Source organism: Pseudomonas sp. GW821-FHT05H12 (assembly GCF_059419385.1).
On the sequence record NZ_JBWKRS010000029.1, the window covers coordinates 24,633 to 47,994 of the forward strand.

Below are 23,362 nucleotides of genomic sequence, written 5' to 3' on the forward strand. Positions count from 1 at the left end.
CGAGGTGATGCCTTCGCAGGCAAGCCAGCTCCCACACAAGCCCGCCCCCACATTCAGGGCAGCGTAATGCCAGGGGTCAGGGTTGCTGGCACCGCCAGGGTTGGGGTTTCCAACGACGCCACCGGGTACGCGCAGTAATCCGCCGCGTAATACGCACTGGCGCGGTGGTTGCCCGACGCCCCTACCCCACCAAACGGCGCGGTACTGGCGGCGCCGGTCAGCTGTTTGTTCCAGTTGACGATCCCCGCCCGGCTTTCCAGCCAGAACTGCTGGTAGCGCGCCTCGGAGTCCGACAGCAAACCCGCGGCCAGGCCGTACTGGGTGTTGTTGGCCTCGACAATCGCGGCTTCGAAACCCGCGTAGCGAATCACTTGCAGCAGCGGGCCAAACAGCTCTTCGTCTTCACGCTCGGTCACGCCAGTCACGTCGATGATGCCGGGGGTCAGCAACGCCGCCTGATCCTGGGGCTGGGTCATTTCCAGCAAGGCGACCGCGCCGTTGGCCAGCATCAATTCCTGGGCGTCCATCAGTGCCTTGGCCGCCGCGAGGGAAATCACCGAGCCCATGAACGGCGCGGGTTGCTGGTCAAACGCACCCACTGCAATGGTCGAGCTGACCGCCACCAGGCGCGCCAGCAACGCATCGCCCCATGCGCCTTCCGGCACCAGCAGGCGACGGGCGCAGGTGCAACGCTGGCCTGCCGAAATGAACGCCGACTGGATGATGGTATAGACCGCCGCATCCACGTCAGCCACTTCATCCACCACCAGCGGGTTGTTGCCGCCCATCTCCAGGGCCAGGATCTTGTCCGGGCGCCCCGAAAACTGCTGGTGCAGGTGGTTGCCAGTACGGCTGGAACCGGTGAAGAACAACCCATCGATACCCGGGTTGGCCGCCAGGGCGATACCGGTTTCCCGCGCGCCCTGCAGCAGGTTCAACACACCCGCCGGCAGGCCGGCTTCGATCCAGCATTGCACGGTCAGTTCGGCAACCTTGGGGGTCAGCTCGCTGGGCTTGAACAGCACGGTGTTACCCGCCAGCAATGCCGGCACGATGTGCCCGTTGGGCAAGTGACCCGGGAAGTTGTAGGGGCCAAACACCGCCACCACGCCGTGGGGCTTGTGGCGTAATACGGCAGTGGCGTCGGCCAGGGGGCCGCTCTTCTCGCCGGTACGCTCGCGGTAGCTTTGCACCGAGATGGCGATCTTGTTGGCCATGCTGGTGACTTCGGTGGCCGACTCCCACAGCGGCTTGCCGGTTTCCTCACCGATGCAGCGCGCGATTTCATCGGCGCGTTGTTTCAGGGTAGCGGCGAAGGTTTCCAGCACGCTGATGCGCTCTTCCAACGGGCGCTTGGCCCAGGCCGGGAACGCCTGGCGTGCGGCCTGCACGGCGGACTCAACCTGTTCGGCCGTGGCGCCATTGCCGGCCCACAGCACTTGCTGGGTTACCGGGTTGCGCGATTCGAACAGTTCACCCTGGCCAGCCAGCCAGCTACCTGCGATATACAGCGAATTCATTACTTGGACTCCCGAGCAGCGGACAACGGTACGGCACGCACTTGATCACCGACCACCAGTTGCAGGCGCTTGGCGGTCAGCGGATCGACCACCAAAGTGCCCGCTGCCAGGCGGGCCGGTGCAGCGGTAATACGGCACTCTTCGCGTTTGCGGTTGTGGATGAGGAACGGCGTGGCGTCGTCCCCTGGGGTGCCGATGGCCAACACCAGCGACTGGCTGTCGCGCACCGCACGGATTTTGGTGGTTTCACACTCCACGGCCGGGCCCGCGTCGAAGATGTCGACGTAGCCCTGGTAGCTGAAGCCTTCGCTCTTGAGCATGCTCAGCGCCGGCTCGGTGTCCGGGTGAACCTTGCCGATCACGTTGCGCGCGTCTTCGGACAGGAAGCAGCTGTACAGCGGAAACTTCGGCATCAGCTCGGCGATAAACGCCTTGTTGCCCACGCCGGTGAGGTAGTCGGCCTGGCTGAATTCCATCTTGAAGAAGTGACGACCCAGGCTTTCCCAGAACGGCGAGCGCCCCGCTTCGTTGGACACACCGCGCATCTCGGCGATGATCTTGTTGCCAAACAGCTGCGGGAATTCGGCGATGAACAGCATGCGCGCCTTGGCCAACATACGGCCATTGAGGCCGGTGCGGTAATCGGCGTGCAGGAACAACGAACACAGCTCGGAATTGCCGGTGAGGTCGTTGGCCAAAAACAGCGTCGGAATCTCGCGGTAGATATTCAACTCCTGGGAGGCGCTGACGGTCAGGCCCACCCGGAAGTTGTACCAAGGCTCACGCAGGCCGACGGCACCGGCGATGGCGGAAATGCCCACTACGCGGCCTTCGTCGTTTTCCAGCACGAACAGGTAGTCGGCATCGCCACGCCCGGCGTCGCCGCGAAAGGTTTTTTCCGCCCAGCCAACCCGGTGGGTCAGGCGCTCTTCGTTGGCCGGCAAGGTGGTGAGGCCGGTGCCGGTGCTGCGCGCCAGATCAATCAGGGCCGGTAAATCGCTGCTGCGTACGGGACGAACGATCATGCTATCTCCTCAGACGGGCCGCTGCCTGGCAGCCACCCGCGACACTCAATTCTTTAAACCGCGACCAGGCGCACACTCGCGCCTTCGCCAACACCCAGGGCTTCGGCGGCGGCCAGGTCCAGGGTCACCGGTTTGCCGGGCGCGTAGTCCAGCTCCAGCATCACCGCACGGTAATCCTGCAACTGCCCGTTGCTCACCAGGTACTGGCGGCCGGCGCCCTTGACCATCTCGCCGATCTTCACCGGCACCACGCGGCTCTGGGCGATGGAGCGAATGCCCGAGACCCGTGCGTGCAATGTCGGGCCACCGTCGAAGATGTCGATGTAGTGATCGGTCTCGAAGCCTTCGCGCATCAGGATGTCGAAGGTGATCTGCGCACGCGGGTGCACTTGGCCCATGGCTTCCTGGGCTTCGTCCGGCAACAGCGGCACGTAGATCGGGTAATGCGGCATCAGCTCGGCGAGGAAGGTACGGCTTTTCAGCCCGCACAGGCGCTCGGCGGCGGCGTAGTTGAGGTCGAAGAAGTTGCGGCCGATGGCGTCCCAGAACGGCGAGTCACCGTTCTCGTCGCTGTAGCCGACGATCTCGGTCACCACCGAGTCGGCAAAGCGCTCGGGGTGGCTGGCGACGAACAGCAGGCGGCCACGGGAATTGAGTTCCGACCACGGCGAACCGACCAGCTCGGGCACCACGTAGAAACTGGTGAGCAGGCTGTTGCCGGTGAGGTCGTGGCACTGGGAAAGCACGTGGATCTTGTTGTGGATCTTCAGCTCGCGGGAGGCGTGCACGAAGGTCTCGTTACGAAAGCTGTAGAACGGCTCGGAATAACCGGCCGAAGCGACGATGGCCGAGCAGCCGGCGAGCTTGCCGCTCTCGGTGTCTTCGAGTACGAAGAAATAGCTTTCTTCGCCGTTGAAACTCACCTCGGCCGCGAAGGACGCTTCGCTGGCGGCGATCTTGTCGCTGAGGCGTTCCACATCGTCCGGCAAGGAGGTGACACCAATCGGGCTGTCCGCAGCCAGACGCTGTACCTCGCCCAGATCAGCCATTTGCGCGGGGCGCATCACCAGCATGGTGTCACTCCTTAACTCGAAAACTCACAGAGGAAAAAATGCCGGAGGGTCCCCTGTAGGAGCCGGCTTGCCGGCGATCGCATCAGCGCGGTGTAGTTGTTGCACCGAGGTGTCTGGATCGCCGGCAAGCCAGCTCCTACAGGGACAGAGTCCGGCCTTTGGAATGTGTGTTCGGCGCCCGATTGCTCGAGCGCCGAACGGTGAATCAAGCTTGCGTCAACGCTTTCACTGCACGCTCAAAACGGTCCAGGCCTTCCTTGATGTCCGCCTCATCCACCACCAGGCTTGGGGCAAAACGCACCACGTCCGGGCCGGCTTGCAGGATCATCAGGTTTTCTTTCTCGGCCGCGTTGAACACGTCCTTGGCCTTGCCTTTGAACGCGTCGCTCAGCACGCAACCGAGCAACAGGCCCATGCCGCGTACTTCGGTGAAGATGCCGTATTGCCTGCCGATCTGCTCCAGGCGCGCCTTGAACAGGTCGTGCTTGGCGTTAACGCCGGCCAACACCTCAGGGGTGTTGATCACGTCGATCACCGCTTCTGCCACTGCACACGCCAGCGGGTTGCCGCCGTAGGTGGTGCCGTGGGTACCGACCACCAGGTGCTTGGCCAGGTCTTCACGGGTGAGCATCGCCGCAATCGGGAAACCGCCGCCCAGGCTCTTGGCGCTGGTGAGGATGTCTGGCACTACGCCGTAATGCTGGTAGGCAAACAGGTGGCCGCTGCGGCCCATGCCGGTCTGCACTTCGTCGAACACCAGCAGCGCGTTGTTGGCGTCACACAATTCGCGGGCACCTTGCAGGTACGCCAGCTCGGCCGGCAGCACGCCGCCTTCACCCTGGATCGGCTCCAGCACCACGGCGCAGGTCTTGTCCGACACGGCGGCTTTCAGCGCAGCCAGGTCGTTATAAGGGACGTGGGTGATGCCGGTGATTTTAGGACCGAAACCATCGGAGTACTTGGACTGGCCACCGACGTTGACGGTGAACAGGGTACGGCCGTGGAAGCTGTTCAGCGCGGCGATGATCTCGTACTTCTCGGTGCCGAAGCGGTCGAACGCGACGCGACGGGCCAGCTTGAACGCGGCCTCGTTGGCTTCGGCGCCGGAGTTGCAGAAGAACACGCGCTCGGCAAAGGTGGCGTCGATCAGCTTGTGGGCCAGGCGCAGGGCCGGCTCATTGGTGAAGACGTTGGAGACATGCCACAGCTTGTTGGCTTGTTCGGTCAGCGCACCGACCAGCGCCGGGTGGGCGTGGCCCAATACGTTGACCGCGATGCCGCCGGCAAAGTCGATCAGCTCGCGACCCGCCTGGTCCCATACACGAGAACCTTCGCCACGCACGGGGATGAAGGCGGCAGGCGCGTAGTTAGGCACCATGACCTGGTCGAAATCGGCACGTTGCACCGGGGCTTGCTCAACGGACATCGGAGTCTCCTGAAGAGGAACGCCTGCCTGGAACTGGCGGGCGATGCAGGGATTGTAAGGACAGTTTTCAGTGCGGCCTTGTCGCCAAGCGACAACTTCTTATAGCGCCAACCCGCGATTTTGGCGGGTTTACGCCAATGCGACAAATAGCATCGCAATGGCGCAGTTTAAACTAACTATCTAGAGCAGGCGGCGTGAAACGCGCTGATCTACTGATGCCCTTTCCTCTTATCAGAGATTGAGCATGAGCACGCCCTCACCCTCCAGCCAGCCCGACAGCCATTACCAGATCCTGAGAGGCGCCATTCCCAGTTGGTTAGGCAAAGCCTCCAACGCCAAACAGCAGGCCCTGTCCCGCGCCAACCCACAGCCGTTACCCGCCAACCCTGCGCTCAGGCGCCTGAACGCCGAGCACTGGGATGCACAAAATGCCGTGGATAACGCGCTCAAACACGTGAAAGGCCCAAGGGAATTTGCCCGCGAAGTACTTGAACATGCGTTGAAAACTCGTTTCGGCCTGGTCCTCGACAGTGAGGCGGTGTTCCTGCGCCTTTACATCCCCCAGCACATCCCTTGGTTTTCGATTCCCTCCGGAGCCTCGCGCACGTGGACGGTGTCACTGCTGGACGCCGCCCTGCATAACTTCGAACAAGACGAAACCCTCGAAGGCGCATTCGAAGCCGCCTCTACGTTCATTACGCCGCCCTCCGACAGCGGACGATTCAATACACTGCCGGCGATCGGGAAGATAATCAGCATTCCCGCTTTCACGCAGTTATGCCGCGAACTGGACATCGGCGCACACTATCAAACCTATTTGCGCGAACAGCTGGGCCTCACTGAACCCGTGAGTGCCGCCGTGCTCGAACACAAGGTGACCGTCAGCCAGAAAGCCGCCCTGCGCGCCGCCCTGCAACTGGCACGCACACGGGGCGATATCAGCGACGCTTACGCACAGCAGGTGGACGGGCTGCTGCAAGGCCGCCGCAACCTGACACTCGACAACCTGCCCCTGCGCTGCCACGCCTTCACGATGTTGCAAGTGCCGCTGACCGGCATCCTTCTGCTCGCACCCGATCTGGAGAACAACCGCTCAGTCCAGCGCCTGCTGGCCTACGTCCCGGACGACCCACAGCATCCGCTCAAGGAATATGCCTCGCCACTGGCGTTCAAGCAGGCGCTGACACGGCAACTGCGCAGCCCCGACTATCAGGCTTTTTTCAGCCGCTTTGTCGCCCACCAACACCGTGGGCGTTTTTTTGCCGGCTTGAGTCAGCGTCTGGGCCGAATCACCTGGCACCCGCCTGAGTACGGCAGCAGCCTGGCGCCGTGGCGCAATCAGCCGACCGATGACCCCAAACTGCAATTTGTCGCAGACGTCATTCAAGGCGAGCCGTGGCAACACCTCTATCAGCAAAAGCTCAATCAGATCCTCAACGACGCGCGAACCCAAGCCGTGTCAACGGCCGATGTCGACCGCAAAGCCCGCTGGGCGCTGTGGGACTCGTTCGTCAATGTCGCCTCATCCATCCTCAACGCCGCCCTGCTGATCGTCGCCCCCTTCATTCCAGGATTGGGCGAGTTGATGTTGGGGTACATGGCCTATCAACTGCTCGATGAGGTATTCGAGGGGATAATCGCCTGGGCGCAAAACGATACACGGGAGGCGTTCGTCCACCTGATGGGCGTTCTTCAGTCACTCATGGAACTGGGTGCATTTGGCGTGGGCAGTACGATCGGCATCACGCAAATGCGCAAAGTGTTGCCGGCAGAGGTCGTGGCCTTCATCGAGCGGTTCAAACCGGTGACCCTGGCCAACGGGGGCAAGCGCTATTGGAAGCCCAACCTGTCGCCCTATCAACACGGTCTTAGTCTGCCGCCGCGCCTGGGCATCAATGAACAGGGCCTGCATACCTTGCGGGGCGAATCGATACTGCCCCTGGACGGTAAGCTTTATGCCGTGGAGGCGACCGAGCACAGCGCACACTATCGCCTCAAACACCCCACTCGCCCGGATGCCTATCAACCCTTGGTTCACCATAACGGTGCGGGCGCCTGGCATACCGAGCTGGAACGCCCCCTGCAATGGGACCGCAACACCCTGTTGCAGCGCCTGGGCCACAAGGCCGAAGGTCTGAGTGAGGCAGACCGCGAACAGGCCCTGGGCCTCAGTGGCGTACAGGAAGACGCACTGCGTAAAATGCACGTCAACAGCCTGCCCCTGCCGCCTCTGCTGGACGACAGCCTGGCGCGCCTGCGCATAGACCGTGACCTTACACGCCTGATTGACAACCTGCGCAGCGATGACCCGGCGGTATACGGCAGCATCGACCCCCAGGACACCTTGCAACTGCTGACCACCCACGGCAATTGGCCAACAGAGAAGTCACTGTGCTTTCTCGACAGTCGGGGCCGGGTCACCTGGACCTTTGGCGACCCGAGCAAACCCATGGTGCAAATTCATGAAGCGCAGTTGAAAAACGGCGATTTGCTCAAGACCGTCCTCCAAAGCCTGACGCCGGATGAGTTGCGTATTCAATTCGGCGAACGCATCGGCGACCCGCAGTTGAGCCTGGAAGTGCGCACGCGACAATTGCGCGAAAAACTGGCGCAGGGTGCCGAACGCCAACGTGCGGCTTTGTTCGACTCCCGTTATGGCGCGCTACCCTCTGCCACAACGCATTACGCGCGGCAGATTCAACACACTGCGGCCGGCCTGCCCGTCGGTGTGGCACAACGACTGGCAAGCGACGCCAGCGGCGCTGAACTCGAAATCCTCGACCAGCGCCGCACGCCAGCACGTCTGGCCCAACTGGCCCAGGCCGCCCTGGATGAGGTGCGTCTGAACCGGGCCTATGAAGGCCTGTATCTCGATTCACAAAACAGTGTCGACACCGATCGGCTGAGCCTCAACTCGCTGCGCCTGCAACCCGGCTGGTCGGATCAATTCCGGCTGGACGCACGCCACCGCAGCCTCGAAGGAACCTTGTGGAACAGCATCGGCCCGGCTGACGCACCGATCCAGCGCACACTGGTGCGCCTGGACTCCGGCCTGTACGTGCCCCATGAGGGCAGTCTTGCCTTGTCAGGGGAATTCGACCTGTACCGCGCAATCCTCCACGCCCTGCCTGATGCGCAACGCCGAGCGTTGAACATCGATATTCATGACGGCCCCGAGCTGCGAAAACGCCTGGCGCACCACCCGTTGCCACGCGAAGAATTACGCGTCCAGATGCCCCCCACCCAATCGCACGCCGTGCGCATCGAAACCCTGCGCCTGCTCGGCAACACCGAAGGTTACGCCGCCGAACCTGCGGCCCCGGCCTTACCTGCAACGCCACTGCAGCGCACGCGCAGCCTGTTTCCGACCCTGAATGAGCAACAAGCGCAGCAGTTGATCGACCACTTGGCCGCACCTCCCGGCGACGCCAACGCGGCACTTGCCCTGCTGGAAACCGAATATCGGGACCTGGACACGTCGCTGGCCACCTGGCAACGCACCCTGCCCTCGCAACATCCCGACACTGGCGCACCGCTGAGCCCGAGCCGGCGTCGTTATGAGCGACAAAACCGCGCGCATATCGCCGAGCAACTGCGGCGCTGCTGGCGCCGGGAAACCGAGGCTGACAACTACTACGAGGACCCGGCGCGCGACGGCTTCACTCTGCGCCTGAGGTGGCCGATCCTCGGCGAACTGCCGACGCTCGATCACCCGCTGATACACGTCTCCTCCCTGACGTTGATCGGCGCCGACGGCACGTTGGGGGTTGCGCGTTTTATCGAGGCCTTTCCACGCCTGCGCCACCTCGAAATCAGGGACATCCCCCTCGGCGATCTCCCGCCCTCAATCAACAACCTGCCCCATCTGCGCATCGTGAGCCTGGATAACTGCCGTATCACTCTCAGCACCGCCAGCGCCGCGCGCCTGGCCGCCCTGAGCGACCTGCAGGGGCTCAACCTGCATCAGAACCCCTTGGGGCAAGTGCCAGACCTTCAAGCCATGCGTGACCTGCAAGACCTGGACCTGTCCGAGACGGGCATTGAGCACATGCCCGTGGGCCTGCTCAACCTGCCCGAACTGGAGACCGTCTTTTTGAGCGGTAACCAACTGCGCGAACTGCCGCCGAGCCTGTTTGAACTGTCACCTGCGGCCAGCCAACGCTTCGACCTTTCGGGTAACCCGTTTACGCAGCCCACACTGGAGCGCATCAAAGCCTATTACCAACAGCATGGCAGCCACTGGGAGGCCGACGCTGCCGAGGTCGACCAACGAGACGCGCGCCTGCTGTATCCCTCGCTCAGTCATGATGCCCTCAATCAATTCATCTTCAGCCTGCCGGGCGACATCGAAGCCGGGCGGCGCGAACTGGCACGGCTGGCAGACGAGCTGAAGACCTTGCAGAGCGAATTGACAGGCTGGTCGAGTGCTCCGGGACTCTCCGGGCTGGAACACGCCAGGCGTCAGTCGCTGCACCGCGTGCTGGAAAACAGCTGGCGCCGGGAAACACCCCAGGATACGCGCTTGATCCATGCCTTGAACTTGCCCGCAGCCCTGGCCGGCGACCTGCCGACACTGAGCGCACAGTTCAACCACATCGGTTACCTGAGCCTTGAAGGCAACGGTTCCCCCATGCAGCCGGAGGGCTTTCTCAAGAGCTTCACTGCACTGGACATTCTCAGTATCCAGAACGCACAGCTGGGGGACATTCCCGCCTCGGTGTTCGACCTGCCCAAGCTCACGCACCTGGGCCTGACGCGCTGCGGCATCACACTGTCGCAGACCAGCAGGCATGCACTCGCGGGGATGACGCGCCTGGAGCACCTGGACCTGTCCTACAACCCTCTCGGCGTGGTGGTGGACTTTCAGCGCCTGGCCCACTTGAAGGATGTTTCGCTGCAAGGCACCGGCCTGCGAGAAGTTCCTCCGGGCTTGTTGACCCAGGACCGCCCGATGGCCATCAACCTCAGCCACAACGCCATCACCGAACTGCCCGAGGCCAGCTTTACGCTGCCTGTCACCGCCACTCACCGTTTCAACCTCTATGCCAACCCGTTGTCGCGCCGCAGCCTGGACCGGATCAAGGCCTACTGCCAACGCACCGGTGAATTCTTCAACGCCCAAAGCCCGACGACCGAACGTGAAAGGGTCGAGGCGCTGTACCCGCTGCTGCTGGAAAAAGAAGCGGACCGGTTTGTCTTCACGCTACCCGGGCACATGGATGAGGTCGCCGCCTACCTGACGCACCTGGAAGCCGAGTATGAACAACTGACGACGGACCTGGAGCACTGGGTCCTGGACGTTCCTCAACGCCATCCCATCCTGGACGTCCCCTTGGATGAGGACACACAAGCCCGGGAGCAATTGCAACGACGTGGTTTCAAAACACTGCTGGAACAGGCATGGCGCCGCGAAAGCGCAGAAGATGATGAAAGCCTCGACGATGAACTCACCCACAGCCTGAACCTCGACACACCGATCATGGGCGAGTTGCCCCGGCTGAGTGCACGCCTTGAACATATCTCACGCTTCGAATTTACCGGCGACGGCACAACAACGTCAGTGAATGGCACACTGAAGTGTTTTCCAAACCTGCAGACGCTTAATATGCGGGGTTGCCGCCTGCAAGCCCTGCCCAGTGCGCTGTACAACCTGCCGAAACTGTCCAGCCTGGAACTGAATGAGTGCGCGATCACCTTGACGGCAAACAGCGCGCGCGCCATCGCGGACTTGAGTGCCATGGAGTTTCTCGACCTGAGCGACAACCCACTGACCCTGGCGCCCGACGTCAGCGGCATGAACCAGTTGGTGGCGCTGCATTTGCGCGCCACCCACATCAGCACAGTGCCCACGGGGGTGTTCCAACTGACCGAACTGCAAACCCTGGACCTGAGCGACAACTTCATTACGCAGATTCCGCCTGACCTGCTGGAAATGATTCCCGTGTTTCACGATGACAGCGACCTGAGCGGCAACCCGCTATCGCCCGAAAGCCTGGGCTATCTCAGGCGCTACTTCCAGCGCACGGGCAACGAATTTCAGGTGATCGAGGCCACACAGGACGAAGACGGCAATCCACTGCCATCGCCCCAGGCTCAGATTCAGGAGGAGTAAACCGACTCAGCCGCGCTCGGCGGGCACCGAAGACAGCTCGAACGGGCTGCTGCTGCGGCGCTGGTTGCGGTCTTCGCGGGGCGTGGCGCCGAAGAAGTTGCGGTAGGCGCTGGAGAAATGCGGCCCCGAGGAGAAGCCGCACGACAGGCCGATCTGGATGATCGACTTGCTGGTTTGCATGAGCATCTGGCGGGCCTTGTTCAGGCGCAGTTCCAGGTAGTACTGGCTGGGGACGCGGTTGAGGTATTGCTTGAAGATGCGTTCGAGTTGTCGTCGCGACACGCACACGTGCTGGGCGATTTCGTCGGTGGTCAGCGGCTCTTCAATGTTGGCTTCCATCAGCAACACGGCCTGGGTCAGCTTGGGATGGCTGGAACCCAGGCGGTTTTGCAGCGGGATACGCTGGCGCTCGCCGCCTTCGCGGATGCGCTCGACCACCAGTTCTTCGGAGACGGCGCCGGCCAGTTCGGCGCCATGATCACGAGCCAGTACTGCCAGCAGCAGGTCGAGCACCGACATGCCACCGCAGGCGGTGAGGCGGTCACGGTCCCAGTCGAACAGGTGGCTGGTGGCGATAACCTTGGGGAAGCGTTCGGCGAAATCATCCTGCCAGCGCCAGTGCACCGCAGCGCGGTAGCCGTCGAGCAGGCCGAGCTGGGCCAGCGGGTAGACCCCCGCCGACAGGCCGCCGATCACACAACCGGCGCGCACCAACTGCTTGAGCGCGGTGCTCAGTTGCGAAGCGATGACGGTGGGCGGTTCATCCGCCAGCAGGAACAGCTTCTGAAAACCTTCCAGCTTGCCGGCCCACGGCTCGCCCGGCAGTTGCCAGGCGCCGTCGGTGGCGGGCTCGGCGAGCAGGAACGACAGCTCGTAGACCACTTCCGGATGCACTCGCTGGGCAACGCGCAAGGCCTCCTCAGCCAGCGCAAGCGTCAGGGCTTTTGTGCTGGGCCAAATCAGGAAACCAATTTTATGGGCGGTCATGGAGTGCTATCCGAAGCGAGTAACGGTAATGAAGACAAAGGCCAATGCTAGCCCGGAAACCCAAACAAATCTCAAAACAACAGCGATCCACTGTAGGAGCCGGCTTGCCGGCGATCACGGTGGGTCAGGTGGATCGCTATCGCTGGCAAGCCAGCTCCTACAGGGGGTCGGGTACACGTCCAGGCTGTGAAGCATGCACTACTTCAGTGCACAAAAGCAGCCTTGATTATTTCAAACTGCCGGACAAGAACTGCTGCAAACGCTCGGACTGCGGGTTCACCAGCACTTCACGCGGGTTGCCGCGCTCTTCGACGATGCCTTTGTGCAGGAACACCAGCTGGTTCGACACTTCACGGGCAAAGCCCATTTCGTGGGTCACCACCACCATGGTGCGGCCTTCCTGGGCCAGGTCCTGCATCACCTTGAGCACTTCGCCGACCAGCTCCGGGTCCAGTGCCGAGGTGGGTTCGTCGAATAGCATCACCTCAGGCTCCATCGCCAGGGCACGGGCAATCGCCACGCGCTGCTGCTCGCCGCCGGACATGTGGCCGGGGAACGCATCTTTACGGTGACCCACGCCGACTTTGGCCAGGTAATGCTCGGCCTTTTCACGGGCCTCTTTCTTCGACACGCCCAGCACGTGCACCGGGGCTTCCATCACGTTTTCCAGCGCGGTCATGTGCGACCACAGGTTGAAATGCTGGAACACCATGGACAGGCGCGAACGCATGCGCTGCAGCTGCTTGGGGTCGGCGGCCTTCATGGCGCCATCCTTGTTGGCCACCAGTTTCAGCTCTTCGTTGTTGAGCAAAATCTTGCCGGCGTGGGGTTGCTCCAGCAGGTTGATGCAGCGCAAAAAGGTGCTTTTGCCCGAACCACTGGAACCGATGATGCTGATCACATCACCGGCCGCGGCGGCCAGGGACACACCTTTGAGCACTTCATGACTGCCATAGCGTTTATGCAGGTCTTGGACTTCAAGTTTGTACATGCGGTCGGTTCTCACAAAAACAGGTGGTCAGTCGTTGAGCAAGCGCCCGTGACGCAGCGCTTCGCGCCCCGCCACCTTGGCCAGCCAGAAACCCGCTTGGGCATAACGTAGCCGTTCAACGGCAAACAACACCCCGGACGTGCCCGCGCAGACAATGCTCACGCGGTCGGTCAGGGGATCAATCACTTCAAAAATCGGCTCGCCTTTTTCGATCACATCACCCGCCTTACGCAGGTAACTGATCACGCCGGCGTGAGGTGCAAACAGCAACTCGGTGCCCTCGAAGGGCAAGCCTTCGCACGGTTCGTGTTGCGGCGCAGGCCACTCACCTTTGATCAGGCCCTGCTCGGCCAGGAACGCCAGAATGCCTTCGGCGTGGAAGATCGCTTCGTCACGCCCAGTGTCCGCCTGGCCACCCAACTCCAGCGTAGTCGCCAGGCAGGCCAGCGGGATCTGCGCCTCGGGGAATGCCTGGGAGAGGCGCAACCACGGCAGCGAGCAGGCTTCATCGAACGAACTGCCACCGGAGTCTTCCGCCAGCAGGCCGACCTTCACGTTCAAATGTGCGGACAGCGAGCGCCACTGCGGCCAGTGCTGGGGCAATGCGTACATATGTAGCGCGGCTTCGGCGTCACAATGCAGATCGAGCACGATGTCAGCAGTACAGGCATGGCTCAGCAAGATGCGTTGCATGCCTTGCAACTGGCTGCTCGGCTCGGGCAATGCGTCCAGCGCATCGCTCATCGCCTGGCGGATCATGCGCACGTTGGCGTGGGGGTCATCCCCTAGCTTGCCTTCGAGCAGCTCGGCCACCGGTTCGCTCAACTCGACGAAATCACGGTTGAAATTCTTGCCGCTGCCGATCTCGAAACGCCCCTGGTGGCTGCCTTGCAGCAACTGCCCCAGGCCCATCGGGTTGGCCACCGGCACCAGCTCGATCACGCCATTGAGGGCGCCCCGCTGTTCCAGCTCGGCGAGGCGTTTTTTCAGCTCCCACGCGGCGCGCATCCCGGGCAATTCATCGGCGTGCAGGCTGGCCTGGATATAGGCCTTGCGCTCGCCACTGCCGAAACGGAACACGCTCAGCTGGCGCTCGCAGCCCAGGTGACCCCAGGGCAACAGGTGATCGATACGTTCCATATCAGTGCTTCCGTGGAGCCAGGTAGCTCAGCCAGCGGCCTTCGGCCATCTTGAACAAGCGCACCAGGATGAAGGTCAGGCACAGGTAGAACACGCCGGCGGTGATGTAGGCTTCGAACGGCAGGTAGAACTGGGCGTTCACCGTGCGCGCGGCACCGGTGATGTCGATCAGGGTGACGATGGAGGCCAGGCTGGTGGTCTGCAGCATCATGATCACTTCGTTGCTGTACTGCGGCAGTGCGCGGCGCAGCGCCGACGGGAGCAGGATGCGGCGGTACAGTTTATAGCGCGACATGCCCATGGCCTTGGCCGCTTCGATCTCGCCATTGGGCGTGGCCTTGAGGCTGCCCGCAATGATCTCGGCGGTGTAGGCGCTGGTGTTGATCGCAAACGCCAGGCACGCACAGAACGTGGCGCTGGACAGCAAGGGCCAGAGGAAGCTTTCGCGCACGGCGTCAAACTGGGCCAGGCCGTAGTAGATCAGGAACAGCTGCACCAGCATCGGCGTGCCGCGGATCACGTAGGTGAACAGCCAGGCTGCACCGTTGACCACTGGCTGCTTGGACACGCGCATCAAGCCCAGGGGCAAGGCGGCGAGCAGGCCGAAGAACAGCGAGATGGCGAGCAATTTCAGGGTGGTCAACAAGCCGCCAAGGTACAGCGGCATGGCGTCCCAAATGACGTTGTAGTCGAAGATCATAGATCAGCCGCCCTTACGCCTACCGAGTAGCGCTTCTCAAGATGACGCAAGGCCAACAACGAGACGCTGGTGATCACCAGGTACATCGCCGCCACTGCGAGGAAGAAGGTAAAAGGCTCGCGGGTGGCGTCTGCCGCCTGCTTGGCCTTGAACATCATGTCTTGCAGGCCCACCACCGAAATCAGCGCGGTGGCCTTGGTCAGTACCAGCCAGTTGTTGGTAAACCCAGGGATCGCCAGCCGAATCATCTGCGGCACCATCACCCGGAAGAACACCTGGAACGGGCTCATGCCATACGCCATACCGGCTTCGGCCTGGCCCTTGGGAATGGCCATGAAGGCGCCACGGAAGGTTTCCGAGAGGTAGGCGCCAAAGATGAAACCCAGGGTGCCGATACCGGCGGCCAAGGGGTTCAAGTCGATATAGTCGTCGTAGCCGAGCATCGGCGCGACGCGGTTGAGCAGGTCCTGACCGCCGTAGAAAATCAGCAGGATCAGCACCAGGTCCGGGATCCCACGGATCACGGTGGAGTACAGGTCACCCAGCCAGGCCAACCAGCGCACCGGCGACAGGCGTAACGCGACCCCGATCAGACCCAGAACAATGGCCAAGGCCATGGACGACAAGGCGAGCTGAAGCGTCAACCATGCGCCATCGAGGATGACGGCCCCGTAGCCTTTCAACATGATTCAGGTCCTCGAAAAGGGGGATGAAAAAATGGCGCAAACCTCAGGAATTCTGTTGCTTGCGCCATTGCGGACAGACAGCTGCGACGAGTTACTTAGGGTCAGCGCCGTAAATATCGAAGTCGAAGTATTTGTCCTGGATTTTCTTGTATTCGCCGTTGGCACGGATCGCCGCGATGGCCGCGTTGATCTTGTCCAGCTCGGCCTTGTCGCCTTTGCGTACAGCGATACCGATGCCGTCACCGAAGTACTTGGCGTCGGTGAACTGTGGGCCCACGAACGCGTAGCCTTTACCGGCCGGGGTTTTCAGGAAGCCGTCTTGCAGCAAGGTAGCGTCGGCCACGGTGCCGTCGAGGCGACCGGCTTCCACGTCCAGGTAGATTTCGTTCTGCGAGCTGTAAGGCACAACGGTGGCGCCTTTCGGAGCCAGCACTTCCTTGGCGAAACGATCGTGGATCGAACCGCGCTGCACACCGATCTTCTTGCCTTTGAGTTCATCCAGGCTGTCGCTGACGGTGGTGCCTTCCTTCATCACCAGCTGCGCCGGGCTCAGGTAGTAGCGGTTGGTGAAGTCCACGGACTTCTTGCGGTCGTCAGTGATAGACATGGACGACAGGATCGCGTCGATCTTGCGCACTTTCAGCGCAGGGATCAGGCCGTCGAACTCTTGCTCGACCCATACACACTTGACCTTCATCTCTGCGCACAGGGCGTTGCCGATGTCGTAGTCAAAACCCACGATGCTGCCATCCGGCGCCTTCGAGGCAAACGGAGGGTAAGCCGCTTCGATACCAATCTTCAGGGGCTTCTCATCAGCGAAAGCCTGCATGGACAGCACGGACAGCGCCAGGGCGCCCAACAGCACGAGTTTCTTCATCTTGGGACTCCATCGGTATAGGGCAAAAAGCAGTATGAGCCGGGGCCCATGATGCGACTTAAGTGAAACCGAATAGCGGTGCTGCGTCCTACGCGGGCTATACGCCTGCGACGACGAGCGAGTGATCGGCATTCTAACGACAGGCCGGAAGCCGATATTTCCTCAATGCGACAACAATTTACAGAAGCACTGAGAAAGCGGTTCCAACACATTGACAGTCCCTGGATTTTATGCAGAGACAAAAGATATTAAACCTGTTGATGCTGCAAATTGCGGGCCTATTATTCGCAAACCCTTCTAGCACGGCAAGTCTGGCGTTTAATCTTATTTCTGGGAGTGTCTGGAATGGGGTTTTTCGGGGCAAAGACGTAGCACATTGCCTCATGTTTGGGCGTGGGGTTACACATTCAGGGCCGGCGGTAACATCCAGAAACTTCCCACAAGGGAAACCGATATTTATTGGCCTCTGCGTTGAGTAAGGCCGTCGGACAACTCACCAACCTTGATTTGAAATGCACTCCAACTGTGGGAGCTGGCTTGCCTGCGATGAGGGTGTGTCAGACATAGGTGGGCTAACTGACAGATAGCCATCGCAGGCAAGCCAGCTCCCACAGTGAACCGGTTTCTTCTGTGGTATTGAACTGCGCCTCACAAAAAAGCCCCACCCGGCCTACACCGAATGGGGCTTTATCTGACCAGCCTCGCCTTAAGCGACGTTCATGGTCTTGTGCGTTTCAATCAAATGCGCCACCACGCCCGGATCGGCCAGGGTGGAGATATCCCCCAACCCGTCATATTCCGCCGTGGCAATCTTGCGCAAGATACGGCGCATGATTTTCCCCGAACGCGTCTTCGGCAAGCCCGGCGCCCACTGGATCACATCCGGCGAGGCAATCGGTCCGATCTCCTTGCGCACCCAATTTTTTAGCTCCAGGCGCAGCGCTTCGTTCGGCTCTTCACCGTTCTTGAGGGTGACATACACATAGATGCCCTGCCCCTTGATGTCATGGGGCACGCCGACCACCGCCGCTTCGGCGACTTTCGGGTGGGCGACCATGGCGCTTTCAATCTCGGCGGTGCCCATGCGGTGGCCGGACACGTTCAGCACGTCGTCCACACGCCCGGTGATCCAGTAGTAACCGTCCTCGTCACGGCGCGCACCGTCACCGGTGAAGTACATGCCACGGAAGGTCTTGAAGTAGGTGTCAACAAAGCGGTCATGGTCGCCGTACAAGGTACGCGCCTGGCCAGGCCACGAATCGAGGATCACCAGGTTACCCTCGGCCGCCCCTTCGATCAGGTTGCCCAGGTTATCCACCAGCGCCGGCACCACGCCGAAGAACGGCCGTGCCGCCGACCCTGGCTTGAGCGCATGGGCGCCTGGCAGCGGGCTCATCATGTTGCCGCCGGTTTCGGTCTGCCACCAGGTGTCGACAATCGGGCAACGGGATTGGCCGACATTCTTGTAGTACCAGTCCCAGGCTTCCGGGTTGATCGGCTCACCCACCGACCCCAGCAGGCGCAGGCTGCTGCCATCGGCGCCTTCCACGGCAGCGGTGCCGGAAGCCATCATCGCGCGGATGGCGGTCGGCGCGGTGTAGAGGATGTTGACCTTGTGCTTGTCGACGATCTTCGCCACCCGGGTGATGTCCGGGTAGTTCGGCACGCCTTCGAACAGCAAGGTGGTCGCGCCGTTGGCCAGCGGGCCGTAGACGATATAGGTGTGGCCGGTGACCCAGCCGACGTCGGCGGTGCACCAGTAGATTTCGCCCGGGCGGTAGTCAAACACGCGCTCGTGGGTCAGGGCTGCGTAGAGCAGGTAGCCGCCCGTGGTGTGCTGCACGCCCTTGGGCTTGCCGGTAGAGCCGGAGGTGTACAGGATGAACAGCGCTTCTTCGGCGCCCATCTCTTTGGGCGCGCACACAGTGCCCGCCACTTTCATCAGGTCTTCGTACCAGATGTCGCGGTGCTGGTTCCACTTGATGTTGCCATTGGTGCGCTTGCACACGATGACTTTCTGGATGCTGCTGGTTTCCGGGTTGGTCAGGGCGTCGTCGACGTTGGCTTTCAGCGGAATCTTCTTACCGGCACGGATGCCTTCGTCGGCCGTGATCACCACCTTCGACCGACAGTCGATGATGCGACCGGCCAGGGCTTCCGGCGAAAAGCCACCAAACACCACGGAATGGATCGCACCGATGCGGGTACACGCCAGCATAGCGACCACGGCTTCGGGGATCATCGGCATATAGATAGTCACCACGTCGCCGCGGTGCACATCCTGGCCGCGCAGGGCGTTGGCGAACTTGCAGACTTCTTCATGCAGCTCGCGGTAGGTGATGGTGCGGCTTTCGGAAGGGTCGTCGCCCTCCCAGATGATGGCTGCCTGGTCGCCACGCTCGGCGAGGTGACGGTCAAGGCAGTTGTAGGAAACGTTCAGGGTGCCATCGGCAAACCATTTGATGTCGACATGGTGATCGTCGAAAGAGGTCTGCTTCACCGCGGTGAAAGGCTTGACCCAGTCAAGGCGCTTGGCTTGCTCGCGCCAGAAACCGTCGGGGTTGACCACCGACTGCTGGTACATGGCCTTGTAGGTCGCCTCGTCGGTCAGCGTGTTGGCTGCTACTTCGGGGCGAACGGGGTACAGGGAAGCCGCACTCATCTTTCTTACCTCGGTGACAATAGTTGTTTTTGTATGCCCTGTTGTAGCCGGGGCTGCCCCATAGAACCATTCGACGATGGTAGTAACAAGCCCCTACATTTTGCCCTGCTATGTGCGTTTGTGGCTCTGGCCCGCAGCCCGTGGCGCTTTGGGCCTTGATGAAAAAAGCTTTACCACGGGATTGTTACAAAAACCGCCAATAGTGTTTATCAAAAGCACGGGTATATGAATATAACCCGGGAGCCTAAAATTCATTCCGTCAACGCGACACTGTGATTAACAACGCAACAGCCCCCACGAAGGCAACGTTAATCCGAACTTTCCAATCCCAAGTTACACACGTGGCCTCACAAGGGCCCCGTGACCCACTTCGACCTCAATAAGGTAAATAGAGAAATGAAAGCTTTAGTAGTTATGGCCCTCAGCAGCTTGTGCGCCACCGCCGCCCTGGCCGACGAGGCCGCGACTGACGTAGCTGGCCGCAATACCCCGATCGTTGAAGACTACACTTACAGCACTCACTTGGACGTTGCCAAAGTATTATCCATGAGCACCGTCCCGGAAGTTTGCCAAGTTGTACCGGTACAAATGGAATATGAAGATTCGCAAGGCCAACGCCATATTCTTAACTACCAAGTCATGGGCAATGGTTGCTCTAACGGCTAATAACTTCTCAAGTTTGCTCTAATCCCGGATCTTGGCCGCCGCAAGAAATCGTTCTTGCGGCCAAGAACCTTACCCTGAAATACCCCTATCCCAATGTGGGAGCTGGCTTGCCTGCGATGGCGGTAGCCGCCACACCGGTGCAATCAGCTACAACCCCTCCTCCAGCCCCAACAAAATACCTCCACCGCCCGTCACCCCGCCAAACCCCTGCAAACCCTCACTCTGGCTCAGATAGCAGGCTTTTTGTCTGTGATCCGTGACCATCCGCCCCAACACAAGCGCGTTTTTTTCCCCTACAATGCGCGGGTAAATCGGGCCTGCAATATCCCTTTACACCGGGATGAAGAGCCAGACCTGAGGCCTCCGCGCAAGCTTGCACCGACCGCTGCGCACCTCAAGCCTCAAGCAGAGCACCCGTAACCCAATTACGTTTAATGCGTGCGCTAGCTGCAACAAACGATTCCTTAAGATCCACCGCGGCCTCAGGGCCGTGTGAACACCCAACCATCCGGTTTCACACGGGCACCTTTGAGCCCTCACGCAGGAGACGACACGTCATGCTGAGCTGGGACGAATTCGACAAAGAAGAAGAAGGCGAAGTAGCCACCAAAGGCGCCAACGCCGGCCACGCCACCGAAGCCAACATGGACCGCCTCGACGGTGCCGGCGCCGCTGCCGCCATCGAAGCCCGCGCCGTCACCGCCAGTGACTCCGCCGCCATCAAGCGCGCCAAGGCCGCCCTCGACAGCCTCGACGTCGCCGAAGGCCTCGCCGAACTCGAAGGCGCCTCCGCCCGCGTCGCCGTTGACGAAAAGCGCATGATCAACTGCCGCGCCGACCTCAACCAACTCGTGCCCTTCAAGTACGACTGGGCCTGGCAAAAGTACCTCGACGGCTGCGCCAACCACTGGATGCCGCAAGAGGTCAACATGACCGCCGACATCGCCCTGTGGAAAAACCCCGAAGGCCTGACCGACGACGAACGTCGCATCGTCATGCGCAACCTGGGCTTCTTCTCCACCGCCGACTCGTTGGTAGCGAACAACCTGGTGCTGGCCGTGTACCGCCTGATCACCAACCCGGAGTGCCGCCAGTACATCCTGCGCCAGGCCTTCGAAGAAGCGATCCACACCCACGCCTACCAGTACTGCATCGAATCCCTGGCCATGGATGAAGGCGAGATCTTCAACATGTACCACGAGATTCCATCGGTCGCCAAAAAGGCAGCCTGGGGCCTGAAGTACACCCGTTCGATCTCCGATCCGAAGTTCGAAACCGGCACCGTCGACACCGACAAAGAGCTGCTGCGCAACCTGGTCGCCTACTACTGCGTCCTGGAAGGCATCTTCTTCTACTGCGGCTTCACCCAGATTTTGTCGATGGGCCGTCGCAACAAAATGACCGGCGTGGCGGAACAGTTCCAGTACATCCTGCGCGACGAGTCGATGCACCTGAACTTCGGTATCGACGTGATCAACCAGATCAAAATCGAAAACCCGCATTTGTGGGATGCCGAGATGAAGGAAGAAGCGACCCAGATGATCCTGCAAGGGACTCAGCTGGAGATTGAATATGCGCGCGATACCATGCCTCGTGGGGTGTTGGGTATGAATGCGGCGATGATGGAGGATTACCTCAAGTTCATTGCTAACCGTCGTTTGTCGCAGATTGGGTTGAAGGAAGAGTATCCAGGGACGACGAATCCGTTCCCGTGGATGAGCGAGATCATGGACTTGAAGAAAGAGAAGAATTTCTTTGAGACGCGGGTGATTGAGTATCAGACGGGTGGGGCGTTGAGCTGGGACTAATCGTCTCAAGCTCTGCACCACAGAAAAGCCCTGGGGAAACTCCCGGGGCTTTTTTATGAGAAAAAGAAAATAAGCTGCTGCCCACCTTCAGTGTAGGAAATTTCGTAGACGCATTAATGGCCACTTAGTATCGTCCGTGGGTTTTCTACCCTCGGCGGCTGTATGGATATTACGAAAGACAAAACGGATTGGAGTGATGCTGAGCTGGCAGCGGCGGTATCGGCCTATTTAAAGATGTTGGCGTGTGAGCAGAACGACCAGCCCTTCAATAAAGCCCATGAAAACCGCCTGCTACGCGAAGGTCCAGTGGCTGGGCGGGCGAAAGGCTCCATCGAATTTCGTATGCAAAATATCTCAACCGTTCTTGTCCGCATGGGGCAGGATCGCATCGAGGGTTACAAGCCTGCGAAGAACGTGGGCACAGGCGTTGAGCTGCGTATTCGACAGGCGCTCAATGCCCAAGGTGTCTTTGAATCAGATGAAACAGCCCAAACCGCCGATGAGCAAACACTCATTCGCCGAGCGTCCAAACTACAAAAGCAAACCTTTCATAAAGTGCCTGAAGGCATTGCGCAGCCACTGAAGGTTGCCAGCGTCAGCACGTCCTTCGTTCGCGACCCGAGAGTGCGCGCTTGGGTGCTTAAAGAAGCCAAGGGCATTTGCGAAGGTTGCAACACCAATGCACCGTTTGAGGTCGACGGTCAGCCATTTCTTGAAGTACACCACGTCAAGCATCTCGCCCAGAAAGGTTCGGATAGCACCTCCAATGCTGTAGCCTTGTGCCCCAATTGCCATCGGCGTTGCCACCTTTCAAATGATCGGGAGGCTTTTACCGCTGGGCTTTATTCGAGAATCAGTCGATTGATACGGGAGTAAATTCCTGTTGTCACAGCTGATGCATCACCCAAATGATTAGATTGGACCGAGGCCCCCCGTGAACCCAGACATGCTCGAAGCCGGCCCCGCTGACGCCAAAGTACTTTCCGTCTTTGACTTCGACGGCACCCTGACCCACCACGACAGTTTCGTGCCCTTCCTCAAATTCGCCTTTGGCCCTGGGGAGTTTTACGGCCGGATGCTCAAGCTGGCAGTGCCGGGGCTGCGTTTTTTGGTGCGACAGATCAGCCGGGATGAGTTGAAGGCGCAGTTGATCCGCACCTTTATGACGGGGGTGGAGAAGGCGTGGGTTCAGCAAAAGGCGCAGGCGTATTGCCAGAAGACGTGGCCACGGTTGATGCGGCCGACGGGCTTGCAGTCGGTGGCGGATGAGGTGAAGTCCGGCGCGGTGGTGACGCTGTGTTCGGCGTCGCCGGCGTTGGTGTTGCAGCCGTTTGCCGATCGGCTGGGGATCAAGTTGATTGGCACTGAGCTTGAGGTGGTGGACGGGGTGTTGACCGGCAAGCTCACCGGGAATAATTGCCGCTGTGAGAACAAGGTGCTGCGGCTTGAGGCGGTGTATGGGGATTTGGGCGAGTATCGGCTCAGGGCCTGGGGCGATACGCGTGGGGATCGGGAGTTGTTGGCGGCAGCGCAGGATGCGCATTTTCGGCATTTTCATTCGAAGAAGAAGCGGGCTCGGTTGCAGGGGTGATGCGAGTGGGTGGGGTTGCCAGGTGGACCGAGGCGATCCCATCGCTGCCTCGCTGGGGCTCGAGAGCTCCCACCTTTTGAGCGGTGTCGGGGTTGATG

At 60.7% G+C, this 23,362-nt stretch carries 16 protein-coding genes; 5 read left to right on the forward strand and 11 right to left on the reverse strand.

Annotation, left to right across the window (positions count from 1 at the left end):
* Positions 1–53 precede the first annotated feature (53 nt).
* From astD to AC07SU_RS22630, 4 genes are all read right to left on the reverse strand, one after another.
* Positions 54–1,520 carry a succinylglutamate-semialdehyde dehydrogenase gene (gene astD, locus AC07SU_RS22615; protein ID WP_494998275.1) on the reverse strand — a complete coding sequence of 489 codons (1,467 nt, stop codon included), beginning with the start codon at positions 1,518–1,520 and terminating at the stop codon, positions 54–56.
* Positions 1,520–2,545, reverse strand: a complete 1,026-nt coding sequence (gene astA, locus AC07SU_RS22620; RefSeq protein ID WP_176997959.1) for an arginine N-succinyltransferase — start codon at positions 2,543–2,545, stop codon at positions 1,520–1,522. Before astA ends, astD begins: the two co-directional genes overlap by 1 nt.
* Before the next feature lie 53 nt (positions 2,546–2,598).
* Positions 2,599–3,618 carry an arginine/ornithine succinyltransferase subunit alpha gene (gene aruF, locus AC07SU_RS22625; protein WP_176997960.1) on the reverse strand — a complete coding sequence of 340 codons (1,020 nt, stop codon included), beginning with the start codon at positions 3,616–3,618 and terminating at the stop codon, positions 2,599–2,601.
* 205 nt (positions 3,619–3,823) lie between these two features.
* Positions 3,824–5,044, reverse strand: coding sequence for an aspartate aminotransferase family protein (locus tag AC07SU_RS22630; RefSeq protein ID WP_494998276.1), 1,221 nt, complete (start codon positions 5,042–5,044; stop codon positions 3,824–3,826).
* 244 nt (positions 5,045–5,288) lie between these two features.
* Here AC07SU_RS22630 and AC07SU_RS22635 point away from each other — a divergent pair, with 244 nt between their 5' ends.
* Positions 5,289–11,156, forward strand: a complete 5,868-nt coding sequence (locus tag AC07SU_RS22635; RefSeq protein ID WP_494998277.1) for a dermonecrotic toxin domain-containing protein — start codon at positions 5,289–5,291, stop codon at positions 11,154–11,156.
* 6 nt (positions 11,157–11,162) lie between these two features.
* Here AC07SU_RS22635 and argR read toward each other — a convergent pair whose 3' ends face one another.
* The 7 genes from argR to acs form a co-directional block, all read right to left on the reverse strand.
* On the reverse strand, positions 11,163–12,143 hold the full coding sequence (gene argR, locus AC07SU_RS22640; protein ID WP_176997963.1) for a transcriptional regulator ArgR: 981 nt from the start codon (positions 12,141–12,143) through the stop codon (positions 11,163–11,165).
* A 226-nt stretch (positions 12,144–12,369) separates the two neighbouring features.
* A complete protein-coding gene (locus tag AC07SU_RS22645; RefSeq protein WP_016973723.1) occupies positions 12,370–13,134 on the reverse strand; it encodes an ABC transporter ATP-binding protein in 765 nt (254 codons plus the stop codon).
* A gap of 27 nt (positions 13,135–13,161) precedes the next feature.
* Positions 13,162–14,274 (reverse strand): succinylglutamate desuccinylase/aspartoacylase family protein, encoded by a 1,113-nt coding sequence (locus AC07SU_RS22650; protein ID WP_494998278.1) that lies wholly within the window; start codon positions 14,272–14,274, stop codon positions 13,162–13,164.
* A 1-nt stretch (position 14,275) separates the two neighbouring features.
* Entirely contained in the window at positions 14,276–14,974 is a 699-nt protein-coding gene (locus AC07SU_RS22655) for an ABC transporter permease (RefSeq protein WP_176997965.1), read from the reverse strand.
* Entirely contained in the window at positions 14,971–15,660 is a 690-nt protein-coding gene (locus tag AC07SU_RS22660; protein ID WP_016973726.1) for an ABC transporter permease, read from the reverse strand. Before AC07SU_RS22660 ends, AC07SU_RS22655 begins: the two co-directional genes overlap by 4 nt.
* Positions 15,661–15,751: 91 nt before the next feature.
* Positions 15,752–16,537, reverse strand: coding sequence for an ABC transporter substrate-binding protein (locus AC07SU_RS22665; protein WP_071483227.1), 786 nt, complete (start codon positions 16,535–16,537; stop codon positions 15,752–15,754).
* A 706-nt stretch (positions 16,538–17,243) separates the two neighbouring features.
* Complete coding sequence (gene acs / locus AC07SU_RS22670; protein WP_494998279.1) at positions 17,244–19,199, reverse strand: acetate--CoA ligase; 1,956 nt, start codon at positions 19,197–19,199, stop codon at positions 17,244–17,246.
* A 396-nt stretch (positions 19,200–19,595) separates the two neighbouring features.
* Here acs and AC07SU_RS22675 point away from each other — a divergent pair, with 396 nt between their 5' ends.
* The 4 genes from AC07SU_RS22675 (at position 19,596) to AC07SU_RS22690 (ending at position 23,264) form a co-directional block, all read left to right on the forward strand.
* Entirely contained in the window at positions 19,596–19,865 is a 270-nt protein-coding gene (locus AC07SU_RS22675; protein WP_494998307.1) for a DUF2790 domain-containing protein, read from the forward strand.
* A gap of 557 nt (positions 19,866–20,422) precedes the next feature.
* Positions 20,423–21,673: a ribonucleotide-diphosphate reductase subunit beta gene (locus AC07SU_RS22680; protein ID WP_178925463.1), complete on the forward strand. Its 1,251-nt coding sequence runs from the start codon at positions 20,423–20,425 to the stop codon at positions 21,671–21,673.
* Between the two features lie 162 nt (positions 21,674–21,835).
* Complete coding sequence (locus tag AC07SU_RS22685) at positions 21,836–22,549, forward strand: HNH endonuclease (RefSeq protein WP_494998280.1); 714 nt, start codon at positions 21,836–21,838, stop codon at positions 22,547–22,549.
* 70 nt (positions 22,550–22,619) lie between these two features.
* Positions 22,620–23,264, forward strand: coding sequence for an HAD-IB family hydrolase (locus AC07SU_RS22690; protein ID WP_176997970.1), 645 nt, complete (start codon positions 22,620–22,622; stop codon positions 23,262–23,264).
* The last annotated feature ends 98 nt before the right edge of the window (positions 23,265–23,362 follow it).

Coding starts and splice junctions, on each gene's coding strand:
- AC07SU_RS22660 (WP_016973726.1), bottom strand. CDS start 15,660: ATGTTGAAAGGCTACGGGGCCGTCATCCTCGATGGCGCATGGTTGACG.
- AC07SU_RS22655 (WP_176997965.1), bottom strand. CDS start 14,974: ATGATCTTCGACTACAACGTCATTTGGGACGCCATGCCGCTGTACCTT.
- AC07SU_RS22680 (WP_178925463.1), top strand. CDS start 20,423: ATGCTGAGCTGGGACGAATTCGACAAAGAAGAAGAAGGCGAAGTAGCC.
- AC07SU_RS22650 (WP_494998278.1), bottom strand. CDS start 14,274: ATGGAACGTATCGATCACCTGTTGCCCTGGGGTCACCTGGGCTGCGAG.
- astA (WP_176997959.1), bottom strand. CDS start 2,545: ATGATCGTTCGTCCCGTACGCAGCAGCGATTTACCGGCCCTGATTGAT.
- AC07SU_RS22645 (WP_016973723.1), bottom strand. CDS start 13,134: ATGTACAAACTTGAAGTCCAAGACCTGCATAAACGCTATGGCAGTCAT.
- acs (WP_494998279.1), bottom strand. CDS start 19,199: ATGAGTGCGGCTTCCCTGTACCCCGTTCGCCCCGAAGTAGCAGCCAAC.
- AC07SU_RS22675 (WP_494998307.1), top strand. CDS start 19,596: ATGAAAGCTTTAGTAGTTATGGCCCTCAGCAGCTTGTGCGCCACCGCC.
- AC07SU_RS22665 (WP_071483227.1), bottom strand. CDS start 16,537: ATGAAGAAACTCGTGCTGTTGGGCGCCCTGGCGCTGTCCGTGCTGTCC.
- aruF (WP_176997960.1), bottom strand. CDS start 3,618: ATGCTGGTGATGCGCCCCGCGCAAATGGCTGATCTGGGCGAGGTACAG.
- AC07SU_RS22630 (WP_494998276.1), bottom strand. CDS start 5,044: ATGTCCGTTGAGCAAGCCCCGGTGCAACGTGCCGATTTCGACCAGGTC.
- astD (WP_494998275.1), bottom strand. CDS start 1,520: ATGAATTCGCTGTATATCGCAGGTAGCTGGCTGGCTGGCCAGGGTGAA.
- argR (WP_176997963.1), bottom strand. CDS start 12,143: ATGACCGCCCATAAAATTGGTTTCCTGATTTGGCCCAGCACAAAAGCC.
- AC07SU_RS22690 (WP_176997970.1), top strand. CDS start 22,620: ATGCTCGAAGCCGGCCCCGCTGACGCCAAAGTACTTTCCGTCTTTGAC.
- AC07SU_RS22635 (WP_494998277.1), top strand. CDS start 5,289: ATGAGCACGCCCTCACCCTCCAGCCAGCCCGACAGCCATTACCAGATC.
- AC07SU_RS22685 (WP_494998280.1), top strand. CDS start 21,836: ATGGATATTACGAAAGACAAAACGGATTGGAGTGATGCTGAGCTGGCA.